This window comes from Flavobacterium sp. GCM10023249 (genome assembly GCF_042653365.1).
In the GTDB taxonomy this organism is placed as follows: Bacteria; Bacteroidota; Bacteroidia; order Flavobacteriales; family Flavobacteriaceae; genus Flavobacterium.
This window is the reverse complement of the sequence record NZ_JBHSHZ010000009.1, coordinates 322033-339178: the sequence shown is the minus strand read 5'-3', so window position 1 is coordinate 339178 and position 17146 is coordinate 322033. Positions and strand designations below refer to the sequence as shown.

The 17146-nt window shown below is 34.9% G+C and carries 10 protein-coding genes; 6 read left to right on the top strand and 4 right to left on the bottom strand.

Annotated elements, in window-relative coordinates:
• Window positions 1–38 precede the first annotated feature (38 nt).
• From ACFO7M_RS08250 to ACFO7M_RS08235, 4 genes are all read right to left on the bottom strand, one after another.
• Window positions 39–2279 (bottom strand): T9SS type A sorting domain-containing protein, encoded by a 2241-nt coding sequence (locus ACFO7M_RS08250; protein ID WP_379735050.1) that lies wholly within the window; start codon window positions 2277–2279, stop codon window positions 39–41.
• 98 nt (window positions 2280–2377) lie between these two features.
• Window positions 2378–3130: a LytR/AlgR family response regulator transcription factor gene (locus ACFO7M_RS08245; protein ID WP_379713981.1), complete on the bottom strand. Its 753-nt coding sequence runs from the start codon at window positions 3128–3130 to the stop codon at window positions 2378–2380.
• Window positions 3131–3218: 88 nt separating this feature from the next.
• Window positions 3219–6188: a sensor histidine kinase gene (locus tag ACFO7M_RS08240; RefSeq protein ID WP_379735048.1), complete on the bottom strand. Its 2970-nt coding sequence runs from the start codon at window positions 6186–6188 to the stop codon at window positions 3219–3221.
• Between the two features lie 106 nt (window positions 6189–6294).
• Entirely contained in the window at window positions 6295–6876 is a 582-nt protein-coding gene (locus ACFO7M_RS08235; RefSeq protein ID WP_379735514.1) for a tRNA-(ms[2]io[6]A)-hydroxylase, read from the bottom strand.
• Window positions 6877–6960: 84 nt separating this feature from the next.
• Between ACFO7M_RS08235 and ACFO7M_RS08230 the strand changes: the two genes are divergently transcribed.
• The 6 genes from ACFO7M_RS08230 to ACFO7M_RS08205 all read left to right on the top strand — a co-directional run bounded on the left by ACFO7M_RS08230 (window position 6961) and on the right by ACFO7M_RS08205 (window position 16759).
• A complete protein-coding gene (locus tag ACFO7M_RS08230) occupies window positions 6961–8199 on the top strand; it encodes a glycosyltransferase family 4 protein (protein WP_379735046.1) in 1239 nt (412 codons plus the stop codon).
• A gap of 70 nt (window positions 8200–8269) precedes the next feature.
• Complete coding sequence (locus ACFO7M_RS08225) at window positions 8270–12307, top strand: PAS domain S-box protein (protein ID WP_379735044.1); 4038 nt, start codon at window positions 8270–8272, stop codon at window positions 12305–12307.
• Between the two features lie 45 nt (window positions 12308–12352).
• On the top strand, window positions 12353–13210 hold the full coding sequence (locus tag ACFO7M_RS08220; protein ID WP_379713973.1) for a neutral zinc metallopeptidase: 858 nt from the start codon (window positions 12353–12355) through the stop codon (window positions 13208–13210).
• Window positions 13211–13337: 127 nt separating this feature from the next.
• The gene (locus ACFO7M_RS08215) at window positions 13338–14027 is read left to right on the top strand and encodes an SDR family NAD(P)-dependent oxidoreductase (RefSeq protein ID WP_379735042.1); all 690 of its coding nucleotides are present in this window, start codon (window positions 13338–13340) and stop codon (window positions 14025–14027) included.
• 3 nt (window positions 14028–14030) lie between these two features.
• Window positions 14031–15338, top strand: a complete 1308-nt coding sequence (locus ACFO7M_RS08210) for a DASH family cryptochrome (protein ID WP_379735040.1) — start codon at window positions 14031–14033, stop codon at window positions 15336–15338.
• Window positions 15335–16759, top strand: coding sequence for an SDR family oxidoreductase (locus ACFO7M_RS08205; protein ID WP_379713967.1), 1425 nt, complete (start codon window positions 15335–15337; stop codon window positions 16757–16759). The genes ACFO7M_RS08210 and ACFO7M_RS08205 overlap by 4 nt, the downstream gene beginning before the upstream one ends.
• Window positions 16760–17146: the final 387 nt, after the last annotated feature.

The following is a 17146-nucleotide window of genomic DNA, read 5'->3' as shown; positions in this document are numbered from 1 at the left end:
AAATTGAGAAGCACTTTAAATTGAATTGGTAGTCTAAATTATTTTTTGATCATTTTTTTAGTTCCAATTTTACCTTCGGTAGTTTGGATGGTTAGGAGATAAATACCTGATGGAAGTTCAGAGATATCGGCCCATACAGAAGAGAATGAACTTACCTTTTGCCCCAACAATGAATAGATTTCTATTTTTTCAATACTTTCTAAACTATTGATGGTAATATGGTTATTTGCTGGATTTGGAAAAATAGTGAAAGCATCAAATGCATCAAAGTTGTCATTACTCAATGTGGCATCATATTCAAAGGCGCCCAAGTCAACAGTTGTATTTACAATACGTGGATTTCCATTTAAATCAAGATTTAATCCATATGGAATATGATTGTTATTACCCGCATCGATGGCTGGTGAACCTGAATTTAATGTGTAATCCGATTTTAAATCAGGATTGCTGTTTATACCGCTAATTTGTCCACCTTGCGAGATGGTATTCTGTAAAGACGGTCCACCCAATGTACCGTTGATTGAGAATGGCGTTGTCGATCCGTTACCGTATATAATACTATTTTTAAAACGGGTATTGGATCCGTTGTCCGTGCGTATTGTATTTCCGGTTACTCCAGTATTATTCGAAAATGTTGAATTGATTACATCGACATTGATACCGTTTTGATTTCCACCATTAGTAGTACTAGCACTTAGATACAAGCAAGATGCACCAGATGCTGATGTATTGTTGTAAAAAAGACAGTTTTTAATTTCGCTGTTACCATACCAAGAATAACCATTGGCACCGGCAATAAGGATTTGTGCATTTGTTGACGAATGATTATCACGAATGATGCATGAGTCAAGATTAGCATTGAAAATTTGATTGTTTACACCTCCGGCAAAATAACCCGACATTACTGCAGTATCTGAGCCCGTATTTTTTTCTAGAATACAATTTTGAAGCGTAATAACCGCATTGTCATTGGCTGCAAAGGTATTGATGTAAACTGCTCCACCACGTGTATGATAGTATTGTGCCGATGCTGTGCCACCAGTTAATGTTGGTCCGTTGGCATTTCCACCAGTGATTGTAAATCCATCTACAGTTATATCCCGAATGTTTCCTCTCACTGTAATGACATGATACGCATTGTCTTGTCGGGATGACTCAGTCGCAATGATGTTGTTCGTATCGTTCCCGTTCAAATCACCGGATAAAATAGTGGTGTTTGTTTTAGGATTTCTTTGGTTTATTTGCGTTTCAGTACCGATGAATCCGCCATATAATTTTGTAGAATTTTTCATCATGAATGTTGAGGTTCTTGCAGTTCCCGATGGTTTGTAAGTTCCTGCAGCTACCCAAATTTCATTGGCAGAAGTAGAAGCTGTGATAGCGGCATCGAGACTAGTATAGGCATCGGTCCAACTTGTACCGTTGTTGGCACCGGTTGCATTCGCATTTACATAGATTTTAATTCTAGGTTTGTCTTCATTAAAAAGTATGTCAATTTCCGGTGTGGTTAAAACACGTTCGTAGTATCGGATTTGATCGATTTCATCTTGATAATTTGAAAAATTGATATCATGACTTTTTCCAATTAACAATGGTTTGTTGGCTGTAATTGCTCTAACCGAATAGGTGTCTGATGCTAATCCTGAGGCGTAATTGGTTTCAGCATCGGCTCCAACAAAAACATTATCTATATACATTGAATAGGTATACGTTAAGGTGTATTGCACCAAGCTTCCAGCGTATTGACCAGAACTTGTTGAACTCATCTGGCATACAACATGATGCCACTGGCCGTCATTAATGTTCTGACTAATTACTTCTTGTACACCGCTGGCTCCGCTTGTGGATTGAAAATTCCAACTGTATTGTCCATTAAAATAAATTTTTCCGTCCTTTAAAGCGATACTGAAACCAGCTGGATTGGCAGCGGTATTGTGTTGGTCTAAAATATAGCGTTTAGGGGTTTCATTGGTTGTGGTTTTCAACCAAAAACTTACTGCAAAATTATTTACACTCGCCGCATTGGTTCCGCCAGCACTAAAAGAATCCCCATTTAGATTGATGGCTTTGTTTGCTTCACCATTTCGGTCAGTAGTGTTTGTTCTTGAATTTCCTGTGGGAACTAGCAATGCGCTCCCTGAGTAAAGTGCCGGATTGACTTCGCTGGTTATGGCTCCGTTAGTAAATTTATAATCTTTGATTAACGCATTTGTTGGAATTTGTGCAATCGCTTCCACAGTGCAACAAAGGAAAGTAAAAAAGAGTAATTGTAATCTCATAGCCGTTTGATTTAATGTTCGTTACAAAGATCAAACTGAATGAAGATGGAGTAGTCAAATTTTTTCTGAACAGTCTCTTTTTTTTGCTGAAATGTATTTTAAAACAATTCCTGAATCATTTGCATGAACTCTTCTTTTTTCTCTTTTGCAATTGGAATAGTTTTGTTGTTTTCCATGATTATATGAAATCCGTCTTTTTTTGAAAGTTCTTTCATGTATCGCAAATTAACCAAATAAGATCGGTGAGGTTTATAGAAAATAAACTTTTCAGAAAGTTGATCTGCGAAATGTTTAAGCGGTTTGCAAATCAATTGAGATTCGTTGTTTTTCATGTATACTTTAGTATACATTCCGTCTGCTTCAAACAAAATGATATCGTCATGTGCAACAAAAAGAATGCCTTTGGGAACTTCCAAAATAATCTTATTCAGGGATAATTGATGGAATACTTTTCTAAGATTTTCGAGTTTGTCGTTGATGTTTGCTTTCTCAATATTTTGTTTTGCTTTCTCAACTGCATTTTTTAATTCGGAAATATCTACGGGTTTTAAAATATAGTCTACAGCAGATAGTTTAAAAGCCTGAATGGCATAGTCGTTATAGGCCGTAATAAAGATTACTTGAAAATTAACTTCATTGGGTTCAAAAAAGTCCATGATCTCCAAACCGGAATGATTTGGCATTTCAATGTCCAAAAAAACAATTTCAGGTTGATGTTCTTTAATCAGAGAAACACCTTCTTTTAAATCAGATGCTTCAAGTAAAGAAGTTATTTCGGGAAAATTTTCTGAAATAATAGTGCTGATAAGACGTCTTGCTTTGTTTTCATCGTCTATAATGATAACCTTCATGATTCTGTTTTTACTGCAAATTTTAGTATTCTTTCTTTACTTTGGCCTAATTTCTTTCTGAAACAATCATAGTTTTTGCTGAAATTTTTCAGATGGGAATTAATATAGTCACTTTTGTTCCAGTAGCGACAAAATCACTATCATGTAAATCTTCAATTGTAACACTGGTTTTTTTGGTTCTTGTTTTGTTGATTAGTTCCACTCGTTTTTGATTGGCACTGGTTGCAAAGGATTTGTGCAGGTACGCTTTTTTACCATGCATTTCAGCGGATGCTTTCCTACCAATCCCATTATCAGTAACTGTACAGATTAATGTGTCGTTTTCTGGATTCATGCGAAAATGGACTTCGAGCTTTCTATCTTCTTTTTTATGGAGCAAACCATGTTTTAAAGCATTTTCTACATAAGGCTGAATAAAAAGAGACGGAACGCTTAGTGATTGCGTGTCTAGTGCTTTGTCTACAATGATGGTATAATCTAATGTGTCTTCAAAGCGGTCTTTTTCCAGTTCCAAATACAATCGCATGGCTTTTAATTCTTCTTCTAGTGGTACTTCACTTTCTTTGCTGTGCTCAAGGTAAATGCGCATCAGACGTGAAAATTTAACCAAAAAAGTACTGGCAGTTTCTTTTTCATTGGTTAAAATATATTCCTGAATAGAATTTAGTGCATTGAAGATGAAATGGGGATTCATTTGAGAACGCAAATTTTCAAGTCGAGAAAGAATAAGCTCTTTATCGGTTTCAGCTTTTTCAATCATTACCTTTTTTTCTGTTTCTACTCTTTGAAGGCGATTTCTGAAATAAAACCAAATCATAAAAACGGTAATCAACGAAAGAAATGTGTAAAACCACCATTTTTGCCAGAATGGAGCTTCTATTGCAAAATGGATTGAAATGGGTTTGGATTGAATCTTATTTTGATTTTCTGCTTTTACTTCAAAACTATAATTTCCAGGAGGTAAGCTGGAATACCGAACAAAATCAATTCCTTTTTCCAATGGTCGCCATTCATTTGCGAATCCAGTCAGGCGGTAGTGGTAAGTGATGCTCTCTGAAGATTGGAAACCATTACTGTTAAAGCTTATTTTAATAGCGTTTTTATTGTAGCTAAGCGAATAATTCTTTTGTATAGCTGAGTTTTTGTCTTGAATGGTTACTCCTGTGAAATATATTTCGGGCTTTTGCAGGTTCTTAAAACTTTTGGTTTTATCCAAAGTAAATATTCCTTTGTTGGAGGAGAGATACACTTGGTTTTGAATGATTTCTATATCCGAAATACTGTAACTTTCGAGTCCGTCATTTTTGGTAATATTTAGAAACGAACCTGTTTTTACATCAAAAACCTGAAGTCCGCCCTGGGTCGAAATCCAAAGTTGATCACCATCACTTTTAAGTTTCCCTGTTTCGTTGGAAAGTAATCCTTTTTTTGCATTTAGATTGTAGACTACTTTTTTGTCTTTTATTCCTAATATGCCATCCTTGAATGTGGAAACCCAAATGGTGCCGTCATTGGTTTCTGCTATGCCAATTGCAAAAATAGGTTGGTTTTTATGACGTATAACAGTGGGTTTGAAATCGGAATCAAATTGAATTAAATCATCAACAAAACCTACATAATTAGTATTGTTGTTTAAGCTATAAAAACAAGTGTACGCTCTTTTTTTTCTAATGTTTTTAATGGTTGGGGTAATTGTACTATTTGAAATTTTTGGGGTTAAATTGGTATTGAAAAGGGTTCGATTTCGGTTACCAGTGAATGGGTTTTCCATAACATTGGCTCTGTCAAAACTGGCATTCAGTAAAGAGTTGTTTTGTGCCACCACCATCGTTTTTGAAGCAGTGAAATGTGCGAGTTTATAGATTGTACTTTCGTTAAGGTTCCAGAGATACGATTGATTTTCCTGACTTATAAACAATGAGTTGAAATTTTCATTGTATACCAGTTGCCATATTTTCGATTTGTTTTCGAGTTGAAAAGTTGTGCTTTTGTACGTTTTTGTATTTACTATTCCCAGTAACCCTTCGGGTGTTCCAAATGCGATATTATCATTGCCAATAACTGTCATTGTGCTCACGTTTTTGGCAATTTCCGGAAGTTGTATTTTTTGTATATATATATTGGGCATAATAAAAACGCCATTTCTTAATGTGCTAAACCAGAAATTATTGTTTTTATCTTTTATTACTTTGGTAATATACTCGTTGGGTAAATAGGTGCTTTTATAGATGATTTTATGTCCTTCCTGACGACATACCACCACACCTTGATTGGTGCAAAACCAGAGTAAATTGTCTTCTTTCAAGATACGAACAAAAGTTTTGTCAATTAATTGACTGGGTACTTCTATACTGGTAAATGATCTGTCTTGATTTCCTTTTATAAAGAAATGTTGTTTTCCATCATAAAACGTTGTAAACAAAAGTGCACCTTTTAAATCACAGAAGGCATTGTTTTTGGGTTCTATCCCTTTATTAGTGAATGTAAATTGAGTTTCAACTTGATTGTGATTAAAAGTTTTGATTTCATTGGTCAAAGAGAAATACAATTGATTATTGTATTGAAAAGGATTTCTGTAATAAGGAGAATTTGAAAATTTGTCCTTGATTAATTCCTTTTTTTTGCTTTGAGTATTGATTTTGAATATTCCTTTTTCTGAGAATGCAATAAGTTCATTCTTTTTGACAATAAATTCTGGGAGTTGTCCTTTTAACTCATTTTTTAAGTCGGTAAACAAGATCAATTTTCCATCTTTCACATAAAAGAATTGACCGGAAATATTATTACACCAGATTGTACCATTTTCATCTTGAAATAAACCAAAAACAGACAAACCTCTTTTTTCGGGATGCGTAAAATTAACAAATGATTTTCCGTTATAGCGATACAGCCCTTTGTCGGCAGCTAGCCAAATAAAACCGCTCTTGTCTTCTAAAATGTCGTAGAATTCAATGTCAGGTAGGCCGTCTTTTTCGGTTAATTGAATGGTAACGGGTTGTTGTGCAAATAGCTGATTTGCAAAAAGAAAAAGAAGAATATGAAAAAATTTCGCCTTCAAAAAGTTATTTTAAATATAAAAATAACCTTTTGTGGCGAAAATTCTATAGTTTTCTTTTTAAAAATGTTGTTTTTCTTTGTGAATAAAAGATACGATAGCCTTGTGACTAACCGTGAATAGTTCCTGTTTTTCCGTAGTTGGTAATTAACTCGCCTTCAAATTCGATCCATTCTTTCCAACGTTTATTGACTTCATCCACATTGCCATATTTTCGGGCAAAATTTAAGAAAGTGGTATAATGTCCAGCTTCACTAATCATTAAGTCGCGGTAAAATTTTGCTAATTCCTCGTCTTTTATGTTTTCTGAAAGTACTTTAAAACGTTCGCAACTACGGGCTTCAATCATTGCCGAAAATAGCAATCGATCAATTAAGGATTGTTCACGACTACCGTCTTTTTTCATGAATTTGGCCAATTGATTGACATAATCATCTTTTCGTTCTCTGGTAAATTCCAAATTTCTTTTTTTGATGATATCGTGAACCATTTGAAAGTGTTCCATTTCTTCGCGAGCAATAGTAATCAGTTCGGTAACCAATTCTTCTTTTTCGGAATTATTGATGATCATGGTAATTGCATTGGTTGCTGCTTTTTGTTCACACCAAGCATGGTCTGATAAAATTTCACCAATGTTACTTTCTACGATATTGGCCCATCTTGGGTCAGTCTTTAATTTTAATCCCAGCATTTTCTTAAAATAAGTATGCAAAATTACATTTTTTGACATTGATTATTACAGATAAAAGTGGGTATTTTGTATAAAATATTCAATTTGAAAAAGAAGCACCTTTTAGTTATCGGTTTGGTTTGGCCAGAACCCACTTCTTCCGCTGCGGGAATAAGAATTCTTCAGCTGATTGATCTATTCATTGGCCAAGGGTTTGAGGTTACATTTGCTTCGGCTGCTCAGGAAAGTGAGTTTTCATTCGACTTGAATTCAAAAGGAATTCAGAAAGTAAGTATTGAACTGAACTCTTCCGATTTTGATGCATTTGTGAAAAAAATGAACCCGGATATGGTACTTTTTGATCGATACATTTCTGAAGAGCAATTTGGTTGGCGTGTTGCGGAAAATTGTCCGAATGCCATTCGTGTTTTGGATACGGAGGATTTGCATTGTCTTCGGTTGGAAAGACAAAATTCCGTGAAAAAAGAAATCAATTTCAATCTTCAAAACTTGTTGGATTCCGACATCGCAAAACGCGAAATTGCTAGTATTTACAGGTGTGATTTGACTTTGATGATTTCAGAATATGAAATGAGTATTCTGAAAAATTGTTTCAAAATTGATTCAGATTTACTGTATTATTTGCCAATGTTTTATGAATCAAAGAAGGTGGATGATTTGTTGCAATTTGAGAATAGAAACGATTTTGTTTTTATTGGCAACTTTATTCATGAACCGAATTGGGATGCAGTGAAGCAGTTAAAGACAAAAGTTTGGCCTTTGATTAAAAAGGAATTACCTCACTCTAAACTTTTTGTTTATGGTGCCTATCCAAGTCAAAAAGTACTACAATTGCAGAATGAAAAGGAAGGTTTTTTAATTATGGGTCGAGCCGAAGATGCTCAGGAAGTGGTTGAACGTGCAAAAATAATGCTGGCACCTCTGCGTTTTGGTGCAGGTCAAAAAGGGAAACTATTGGAAGCTATGCAGGTGGGAACTCCGTCAGTTACCACTACTATAGGTATTGAAGGCATTGCGGATAATTCCAATTGGAGTGGCTTTGTAGCAGACGATTTTGAAACCTTTAGTGCAAGTGCTGTGGCTTTGTATACTAACCAAAATCTTTGGAGTGAAAAGCAGAAAAACGGGTTTGGAATATTGCAACAGTTTAACAGCAGTCAGTTTGAAAATCAATTTCAAAATCGAATCAACGAACTTTATGAAAATATAAGAGAACACCGTCGAACAAATTTTATTGGGAACTTGCTATACCAACATTCTTTTCAGAGTACAAAATTTATGTCCAAGTGGATTGAAGAGAAAAATAAAAAAGCGTCTAAATAAGTAAGGATATCATTTTTTTTACTAAATTAGGTTTAGTTTGCTTCATAAATTTAAGAAACACAGCCTATTAATGATTTTAGAATCGATGGTTAAGTTTATTATACTGTTCAATTCCTTAAGTGTTGCTAGTTTGGATGATTTATCACTCCAATTGACTAATAATATCTATCATTCTTGGTGGTTTATTACTTTCTTTATTTTTATTTTGGCCTTCGTCATTTTTTACGGTTTTAAAGGTTATTCAGCGGTTAATCGCGATTTAATAGAAGGCTATTCTGAAATTGAAAATTCCAATGAACAATACAGTCTGTACTTTCTCTTTTTGGGAGTTACCATTCCAACTATAGAGTTTCTGGTAGAATATTTTACAGTTCGAGGGAGAGATTCCTTTGAGATTAATGCTACAATTGGTGTGGTATTGGTTATGATTTATTTTTTGAGCCAAAGAGTTCAAAGTGTTTTTCAGAATATAAGTAAAATATTCACGATTGTTTTTTTTGGGTATTATTTTCTGATTCTCTATTGGATCATCAATGTTCCCGAACATGTAGCTAGTTATTTTGATTTGCTAATTCTCTTTGTACTCTCGTATAATATTTTCAGAACTCCAGGAATATATTGGATTTTTGCGGTTACAAATTTCTTCATTTTATTGTTTTTCAATTATAAAGGTTGGATACCTAAAGTGTATATGGTTACAACCTTGTATAGTGTATTTTTAATTTCTATTATTAATCATGTCAGGTACATTGTTAACTTAAAAGTAAAAGATAATTTCTTATTTGCAGATAATATTGTAAACAAAGGTACCTCATTGGTAATTGCTGTGAATAAAGCCGGTGAAGTTGTGTATTGCAGCCAAACTATCACAGCTATCTTGGGTTATACTTCGGAGGAAGTTAAAGGGTTTAATTTTTGGAAACTTACGCAGGATGAAGAGTTTACCACCGAGAATTATGAGATAAGTAAAACGCTTTATGTACGTAAGTTAAGATGCAAAGACGGAAGCTATAAATACATACAATGGAAGGATTCCAAGTATTCGGAGGATACCTATTTGGGTATCGGTCATGATGTAACCGAACAACAGGAAACGCAGAATCACTACAAAACTCTTATTGAAAATGCTTCGGATATCATCTATGAAATTGATAAGTACGGTTATTTTATTTATTTGAATCCATTCTCCAGAAAATTGTTGAATTATTCGGATAATGATATCATAGGCAAACATTTTAGCGATTTTATCAGAGAAGACTATGTTGCCGAAGTTTTAGAGTTTTATAAAAAATATTATGGTAAGAATGAGGAAATTCCAACCATCGAATTCCCTACGAGAAAAAAAGACGGTTCGGAATTGTGGATTTCTCAAAAAGTGTCTTTAACCCGTGATAACGAAGGAAGAGTTACTGGTTTTGGAGCTATTGCCCGAGATGTGACATTGCTCAAAAAAATTCAACTGGAGCAGTTTGAACGACAGGCCAAAAATGAAATTTACAGCAAAACCATCAATAATCTAGTAACGCAGCAGTATACCGCAAATGATTCTTTTGAGGATATGGCGAAGAATATTTTGAGAGCTGCTTCTCAAGGATCAAAAATTGACCGTATTAGTTTTTGGAATTACACCACAGAGAATTTGTTTTGCCCCTATACTTATTCTTTGCATTCGGATAGTTTTGGTGAAAATTTGGTGAGTTACAAATCGGAAAACCCAATCTATTTTGAGATTTTCGAAAAAGACAATATTGTTGTTGCTTCAGATGTGTATAATAACGATGCAACTATAGAATTCACGGAGACTTATTTTCCCAAAAACGGCATTAAATCTCTTCTTGATGTGCCTGTTATGGTCAATGGACAATTGCATTCTATTTTGTCTTTTGAAACAACCAAGGAATTTCGAAATTGGGACAATGATGATATCAATTTTGCGCGTTCCGTATCGGAAGTGGTGTCACTTGCGATAGAATCCAGTAAGCGTCTTGAAACGGAGAAACGATTGGAAGAAAAAACCAAAATTCTTGCGGCCATTGCTTCTTCAACTGAAATCCTTATTAAAAAAACGGATATTGATGAAGCGTTCAATGAAATTTTCAGTACCACATTGTCCAAATTGGGTGAAGCAGCAAACGTGGATCGAATTTATTACTTTGAGAACAATCCGATTACTTTAACATTAAGCCAAAAACAAGAGTGGGTAAGACAAGGTATTTTTTCTCAATTGCCGAATAATGAATTACAGAATATTCCGCATGAAGAGATTGACACTATGATTATTGCATTGCTGCGGGACAAGATTTTTAATGAAGTGGTTAGCGAAATTGGCGATAGCCATCTCAGAGAAATGTTGGAAAAACAGAATATTATCACCATTGTTATACTACCTATTTTTGTAAAAAATCAATTCTATGGATTTATAGGTTTCGATGATTGTACCAATGGTAGAAAATGGACTGAAGATGAAATCGGCGTTTTACAAATTTTATCCAATAATATTTCTGCTACAATAGAACGTATCCATTCGGAGCGATTAATTCAAGAAAGTGAAGATAAATTCAAACTCTTAGCCGATAATATTCCGGGTACGGTTTATCTTTCTGAATTCGATGATAATTGGACAAAAGTATATCTGAATGATGAAATCGAGAAACTAACCGGATACAACAAGTCGGAATTCATAAAAGGGGAAGTGTCGTTAATTGATTTGGTGCACCCGGACGATCAAGAAAATCTGAAAGAATATACCAATGAGTGTATTGAAAGAAGTGAACCTTTTCATGTTATGTATCGTCTTAAAAAGAAATCGGGGGAATACATTTGGATAGAAGAGTTTGGAGATACGATTTTAAAAGAAGGTAAAGTAGCTTATATCGAAGGGATTTTAATTGATATCACCGAGAAAAAAGCCATCGAAACGGAAATCAAAGCCCGTGAGTATGCTGAAGCATCCAATAAGGCCAAATCAGAGTTTTTGGCGAATATGAGCCATGAAATACGTACACCTTTGAATGCAATTATCGGTTTTACTGATATTCTGGGCGAAACCCAACTGGATAAAACCCAACACGAATATTTAAGTACCGTTAACAAATCGGCTGGAATTTTATTGGATGTTGTTAATGATATCTTAGATTTTTCTAAAATTGAAACCGGCAAGTTGGATTTGGAAATCCAACAAGTCAATTTATTCGAAACCGCCAATCAGGTGTTAGATATCATTAAATTCGATTCGGTGCAAAAGAATATCGAACTGAAATTCAATATTGGTGTGGGTGTGCCTAAATACGTTTCAACAGATGCACTTCGTATCAAACAAATTTTGCTCAATTTATTGTCAAACGCCGTTAAGTTTACCAGCAAAGGAACGGTTGAGCTAAGAATGGATTTGATTGATCAGGACGAAAACAAATCCAAAATCAGAATCTCAGTGATTGATAGCGGAATTGGAATCAAAAAAATAAACCAGGATAAAATTTTTGAACCTTTTTCACAGGAAGATAATTCTACCACAAGAAAGTATGGTGGAACAGGTTTAGGATTGGCTATTTCCAATAAGATATTGAATTTAATGAACAGTAGTTTGGAATTGCATAGCGATTTCAGAAAAGGGAGTACGTTTTATTTTGATTTGACGTTGGATTATTTTTCAGAAGACGAAGGAATCAATACCATAGATGTCAATAACTTGGATGTGCGTTATGAGGATTTAAGTCATCAATACCTGCGGAATGTTTTTGAACTGGAAAAGAAGATTCTAATTGTGGAAGACAATAAAATTAATATGCTTTTGGCTCGGACATTGATTAAAAAGCTTTTACCAAAGGCAAACATTATTGAAGCACAAAATGGTAAAATTGGAGTACAACGGAGTAGCGAATTCAATCCGGATTTAATTTTACTAGACATTCAAATGCCAATTATGAATGGGTATGAAGCGGCTCTTGATATTAGGAAATTCAATAGTAAAGTCCCAATTATCGCTTTAACTGCCGGAACCATTAAAGGGGAAAAGGAAAAATGTCTCGAATCGGGTATGAATGATTATATCTCTAAACCTATTGATAAAGACATTTTTGAAAATATGCTACTAAAATGGCTACAATAAATCTAAATTTATTTTTATATTCACATCAACTAAAAAACAAACAATATGAAATGGCAAGGTAGACGTCAAAGTGATAACGTAGAAGACCGAAGAGGTATGTCATCTGGAGGGAAAGTAGTCGCAGGTGGTGGAATCATTGGAATTATTATACTATTAGTAAATCTTTTCGGTGGAGAGAATGCACAAATGATCACGCCTGTGCTGGAGCAAATGAATCAGCAACAAACGACTTCGGCTCCAACAGAACAAAGAGAACTTACTGAAGAGGAAAAAGTACTTGGTGATTTTGTATCTACGATGTTTGCGGATAATGAGGATACTTGGGAGAAAATTTTTGCCGAAAATAATTTGCAATACCGATTGCCAAAAATGGTCTTATTTACCGATGCAGTGGAAACAGCTTGTGGATCAGCTACCGCAGCTTCTGGTCCGTTTTATTGTCCAGGAGATGAAAAAGTCTATATGGACTTGGCATTCTTTAATGAATTGAAAACCCGATTTGGTGCCAAAGGTGGCGACTTCGCCATTTCGTATGTAATTGCACACGAAGTGGGGCATCATGTACAAACGGTTTTGGGTACTTCGAATAAAGTCCGAAAATTGCAAGCCAATATGACCCAGGCAGAAGCGAACAAATTGTCTGTTGCTTTGGAACTTCAAGCCGATTTTTATGCAGGATTATGGGCGAAATACAATCAGCAAAATTTGGATCCTGATGATATTGATGAAGCAATCAGCGCTGCAGAAGCTGTAGGTGATGATGCGATTCAAAGTCGTATGCAAGGACACGTGGTTCCAGAATCTTTTACCCATGGAACCTCAGAACAGCGAAAATATTGGTTTATGAGAGGGTTTAAAACAGGAGATATCCGTCAAGGTGATACTTTTGCAGAACTTAATTAATAATCTATCTTTTTATTTCAATAGCCAACTTTATGTTGGCTATTTTTTTTGCAAAAATTTAAGGCTTGTTTGCATAGTACTTAGTGTATTTTTGTTTAACTTTATTGTAAATAAATTAAACAAAACAATGAAAAGAACAGTTTTATTTGCCGGCGCATCAAGTGCAATAGCTATGGCTACCAAAAACCTTATGCAAAATGATTCTTACCATGTTATTGGACTTAGTACGAAAGGAGAATTTACGGAGTATGACTCTTCTTATTCTGTTGTTGACTATTCGAGTGCAAGTTTACCACAGCTGGAAGAACCAATTGATGGTATCGTTTTCTTTCCGGGTACCATAAATCTAAAACCATTTCACAGATACAAAGAGGAAGATTTTTTAACAGATTATAAAGTGAATGCGCTGGGAGCTGTGAATGTAATTCAACACTATTTGCCCAATTTGAAGCAATCTCCAAATGCATCCATTGTATTAATCAGTACTGTCGCTGTTGGTGTTGGAATGCCTTTTCATTCTTCAATAGCAATGGCGAAAGGGGCACTTGAAGGCTTAACAAGATCACTTGCTTCTGAATTTGCACCAGCAATAAGAGTGAATGCAATCGCTCCATCTTTAGTGGATACCCCATTGAGTGCAAAATTTTTAGCAACTGATGAGAAAATTGAAGCTATGCAGAAACGTAATCCGATGCAAAAAATAGGTCAGCCCGAAGATATTGCTCATATGATTTCATTTTTGTTAAGTGAAAAATCAGGTTGGGTTACAGGACAAATATTGGCGGTAGATGGAGGAATGGGTAACTTAAAAATTTGAGTAATGCAGCGAGTTATAGTTTGGTTTAAAACAGATTTACGAGTAAATGATAACGAAGTGCTTTTTAAAGCCATTCAAAATAATAAAGAGATCATTCCTGTTTATTGTTTTGATGAAAATGACTTTGGAAAAAGTGCTTTTGGATTTCAGAAAACTGGGAAATACCGAGCTAAATTTTTATTGGAATCCTTACAAGACTTAAATGATCAATTAAAAAAAAGAGGCTCAGGTTTACTAGTAGTGAAAGGGAAACCTGAAATTGAAATCCCTAAAATTATTTTGAAATATGGAGCCACTAAAATCTATACGAAAAAAGAAGTTGCCTATAGTGAAAAAAATACCTTAGAAAAAGTTCGAACTGCTGCATCCAAAATACATTGCGATGTGTCTATTTTTAGCACGAGCACATTGTATCATCCGGAAGATTTACCCTTTTCTATCAAAAATATTCCAGATGTTTTTACAGATTTTAGAAAGAAAGTAGAAAAAGAATCGACTGTCAGAGCTATTTATAACGCTCCAAGTGTAATACAATCGCCTTTTTTGCCCGAATTCAATTTGCCTCCCCTCTCTGATTTAATAGGTTCCAATACGGTGGAATTTGATGAAAGAAGTGTTTTACACTTTGTAGGAGGGGAGACAAATGCTTGTCAACGACTTGATTATTATTTGTTTGATAAAAAATTGATAGTAAACTACAAGCAAACACGAAATGGTTTATTGGGAAGCGATTATTCTACCAAACTCTCGCCATGGCTGGCAATGGGCTCTATTTCTCCTCGGTATATTTACGCTAAAATTAAAGAATTTGAAGCAGAATATGGTGAAAATGAATCCACATATTGGTTAGTATTTGAGCTATTATGGCGTGATTTTTTCCGATTTATGTTTAAGAAACACAACGAAAAATTGTTTTTGTTAAATGGTATTGCTAAATCGATCAAATATCAAAAAAACACCAATCTGGATCAATTACATTCTTGGATAGAAGGAGAGACCGGTAATGATTTTGTAGATGCGAATATGAACGAATTGAAGTGTACTGGCTTTATGAGTAATAGAGGCCGTCAAATAGTTGCAAGTTATTTGATTAATGATTTGAAGGTGGATTGGCGCTATGGTGCTTCCTATTTTGAACAAGAGTTGATCGATTACGATGTTTCTAATAATTGGGGCAATTGGGCTTATCTCGCCGGTGTAGGGAATGATCCTAGATCTTCAAGATATTTTGATACTAAAAAACAAGCATCGGAATACGATAAAAACGGTGAATACCAAAAAAAATGGCAAACGATAAATAGTGTAAAATGAGAATTCTTCTAACAGGTGCAAATGGATATGTAGGCAGACGACTTTTGCCTGAATTACTAGCTAGTGGTCATGAAGTGGTTTGCTGTGTTCGTGATAGTTCACGACTAGGATTGGAAGAAGAAACATTAAAAAAAGTGACTATATGGGAAGTGGATTTTATTAATGAACCTAGCTTTGATACGCTTCCTGATACAATAGACGTAGCCTATTATTTGATTCACTCCATGGCCAATTCAACACAGAATTTTGTGGAAATGGAAGCCAATTCAGCCTCACATTTTAATCTTTATATGGATAAGATGAATGTCAAACAAGTCATTTATTTAAGCGGCATTGTGAACGACCCCAATCTCTCCAAACATATGCATTCCCGAAGTAACGTGGAAAATATTTTATACAAAGGAAATTTTAATCTGACCGTTTTACGTGCCGGAATAATTGTAGGGTCGGGTAGTTCCTCTTTTGAAATTATCAGGGATTTATGTGAAAAATTGCCCGTGATGATTACCCCAAAATGGGTGCTGACAAAATCTCAGCCTATAGCGATTCGTGATGTGATTCAGTATTTGATTGGTGTAATCAATAAAGAAGAATGCTTCAATAAATCATTTGATATTGGCGGTCCCAATGTATTGACCTACAAACAAATGATGCAATTGTATGCGAAAGTGAGGGGGTTTACAATCGTAATGATAACGGTACCTTTTATGACACCTAAACTTTCTTCATATTGGTTGTATTTTGTCACTTCTACCTCTTTTAAATTGGCTCGGAACTTAGTGGATAGTATGAAGGTTGAGGTGATTTGCAAAGACAATCAATTGCAAAGAATCCTAAATATCAAACCAATATCCTATACAGATGCCATTAAATTGGCTTTTAAGAAGATTGAACAAAACTTAGTCTTATCCAGTTGGAAAGACAGTTTGTCCAGCAGCAATTTTAAACCACACTTGAAAAACTATATCGAAGTACCCAAATACGGATGTTTGAAAGATTATCAAAAAATACAACTCAATGCTACTTCAAATGCTTTGGAAAATATATGGTCAATAGGAGGAGAAAAAGGTTGGTATTATGGCACATGGATGTGGGAAATCAGAGGGTTTATAGATAAGCTTTTTGGTGGTGTTGGTTTGCGAAGAGGTCGAACAAGTCCAACGCATTTAGATGGTGGTGATTCGCTTGATTTTTGGCGTGTTTTATTAGCGGATAAAGAGAAAAGAAGATTACTCCTTTTTGCCGAAATGAAAGTACCCGGTGAAGCCTGGTTGGAATTTAAAATTGATGACGACAACACCTTACATCAAATAGCTACTTTTCGCCCCAAAGGTATTTTGGGTAGACTCTACTGGTACAGTATGCTGCCTTTTCATTTTTTTATTTTTAAAGGGATGATAAACAATATTGCAAAATCTTAAAATTAGGAGCTTTTCCTTCTATACGTTGCAAGAAAACGTTCAAAAAACACCATTTTATCACTACAAAAGGAGCTTCCGTTGGTCGCTCTTTGGTAGTGTAAAATAGAAAGTGCTTTTTGAGCGTTTTGCTTTCCACTACTATCAGGGCTAGAAATAAGCTTTACAATTCTATTCGGAACTTATAATTACAACCTAAAAGGTTCAACGAAGAAGCAAAAAGGCTCAACGAAGAAGCAAAAAGGTTCAACGAAGAGGCAAAAAGGCTCAACGAAGAGGCAAAAAGGTTCAACGAAGAAGCAAAAAGGCTCAACGAAGAAGCAAAAAGGTTCAACGAAGAGGCAAAAAGGCTCAACGAACAAGCAAAAAGGTTCAATCGTAAACAGGCGC

Bases quoted from the DNA above. Each gene is read 5' to 3' on its own strand.
- ACFO7M_RS08235 (WP_379735514.1), bottom strand. From the start codon at position 6,876: ATGCTGGGATTAAAATTAAAGACTGACCCAAGATGGGCCAATATCGTA.
- ACFO7M_RS08205 (WP_379713967.1), top strand. From the start codon at position 15,335: ATGAGAATTCTTCTAACAGGTGCAAATGGATATGTAGGCAGACGACTT.
- ACFO7M_RS08245 (WP_379713981.1), bottom strand. From the start codon at position 3,130: ATGAAGGTTATCATTATAGACGATGAAAACAAAGCAAGACGTCTTATC.
- ACFO7M_RS08250 (WP_379735050.1), bottom strand. From the start codon at position 2,279: ATGAGATTACAATTACTCTTTTTTACTTTCCTTTGTTGCACTGTGGAA.
- ACFO7M_RS08220 (WP_379713973.1), top strand. From the start codon at position 12,353: ATGAAATGGCAAGGTAGACGTCAAAGTGATAACGTAGAAGACCGAAGA.
- ACFO7M_RS08225 (WP_379735044.1), top strand. From the start codon at position 8,270: ATGATTTTAGAATCGATGGTTAAGTTTATTATACTGTTCAATTCCTTA.
- ACFO7M_RS08215 (WP_379735042.1), top strand. From the start codon at position 13,338: ATGAAAAGAACAGTTTTATTTGCCGGCGCATCAAGTGCAATAGCTATG.
- ACFO7M_RS08210 (WP_379735040.1), top strand. From the start codon at position 14,031: ATGCAGCGAGTTATAGTTTGGTTTAAAACAGATTTACGAGTAAATGAT.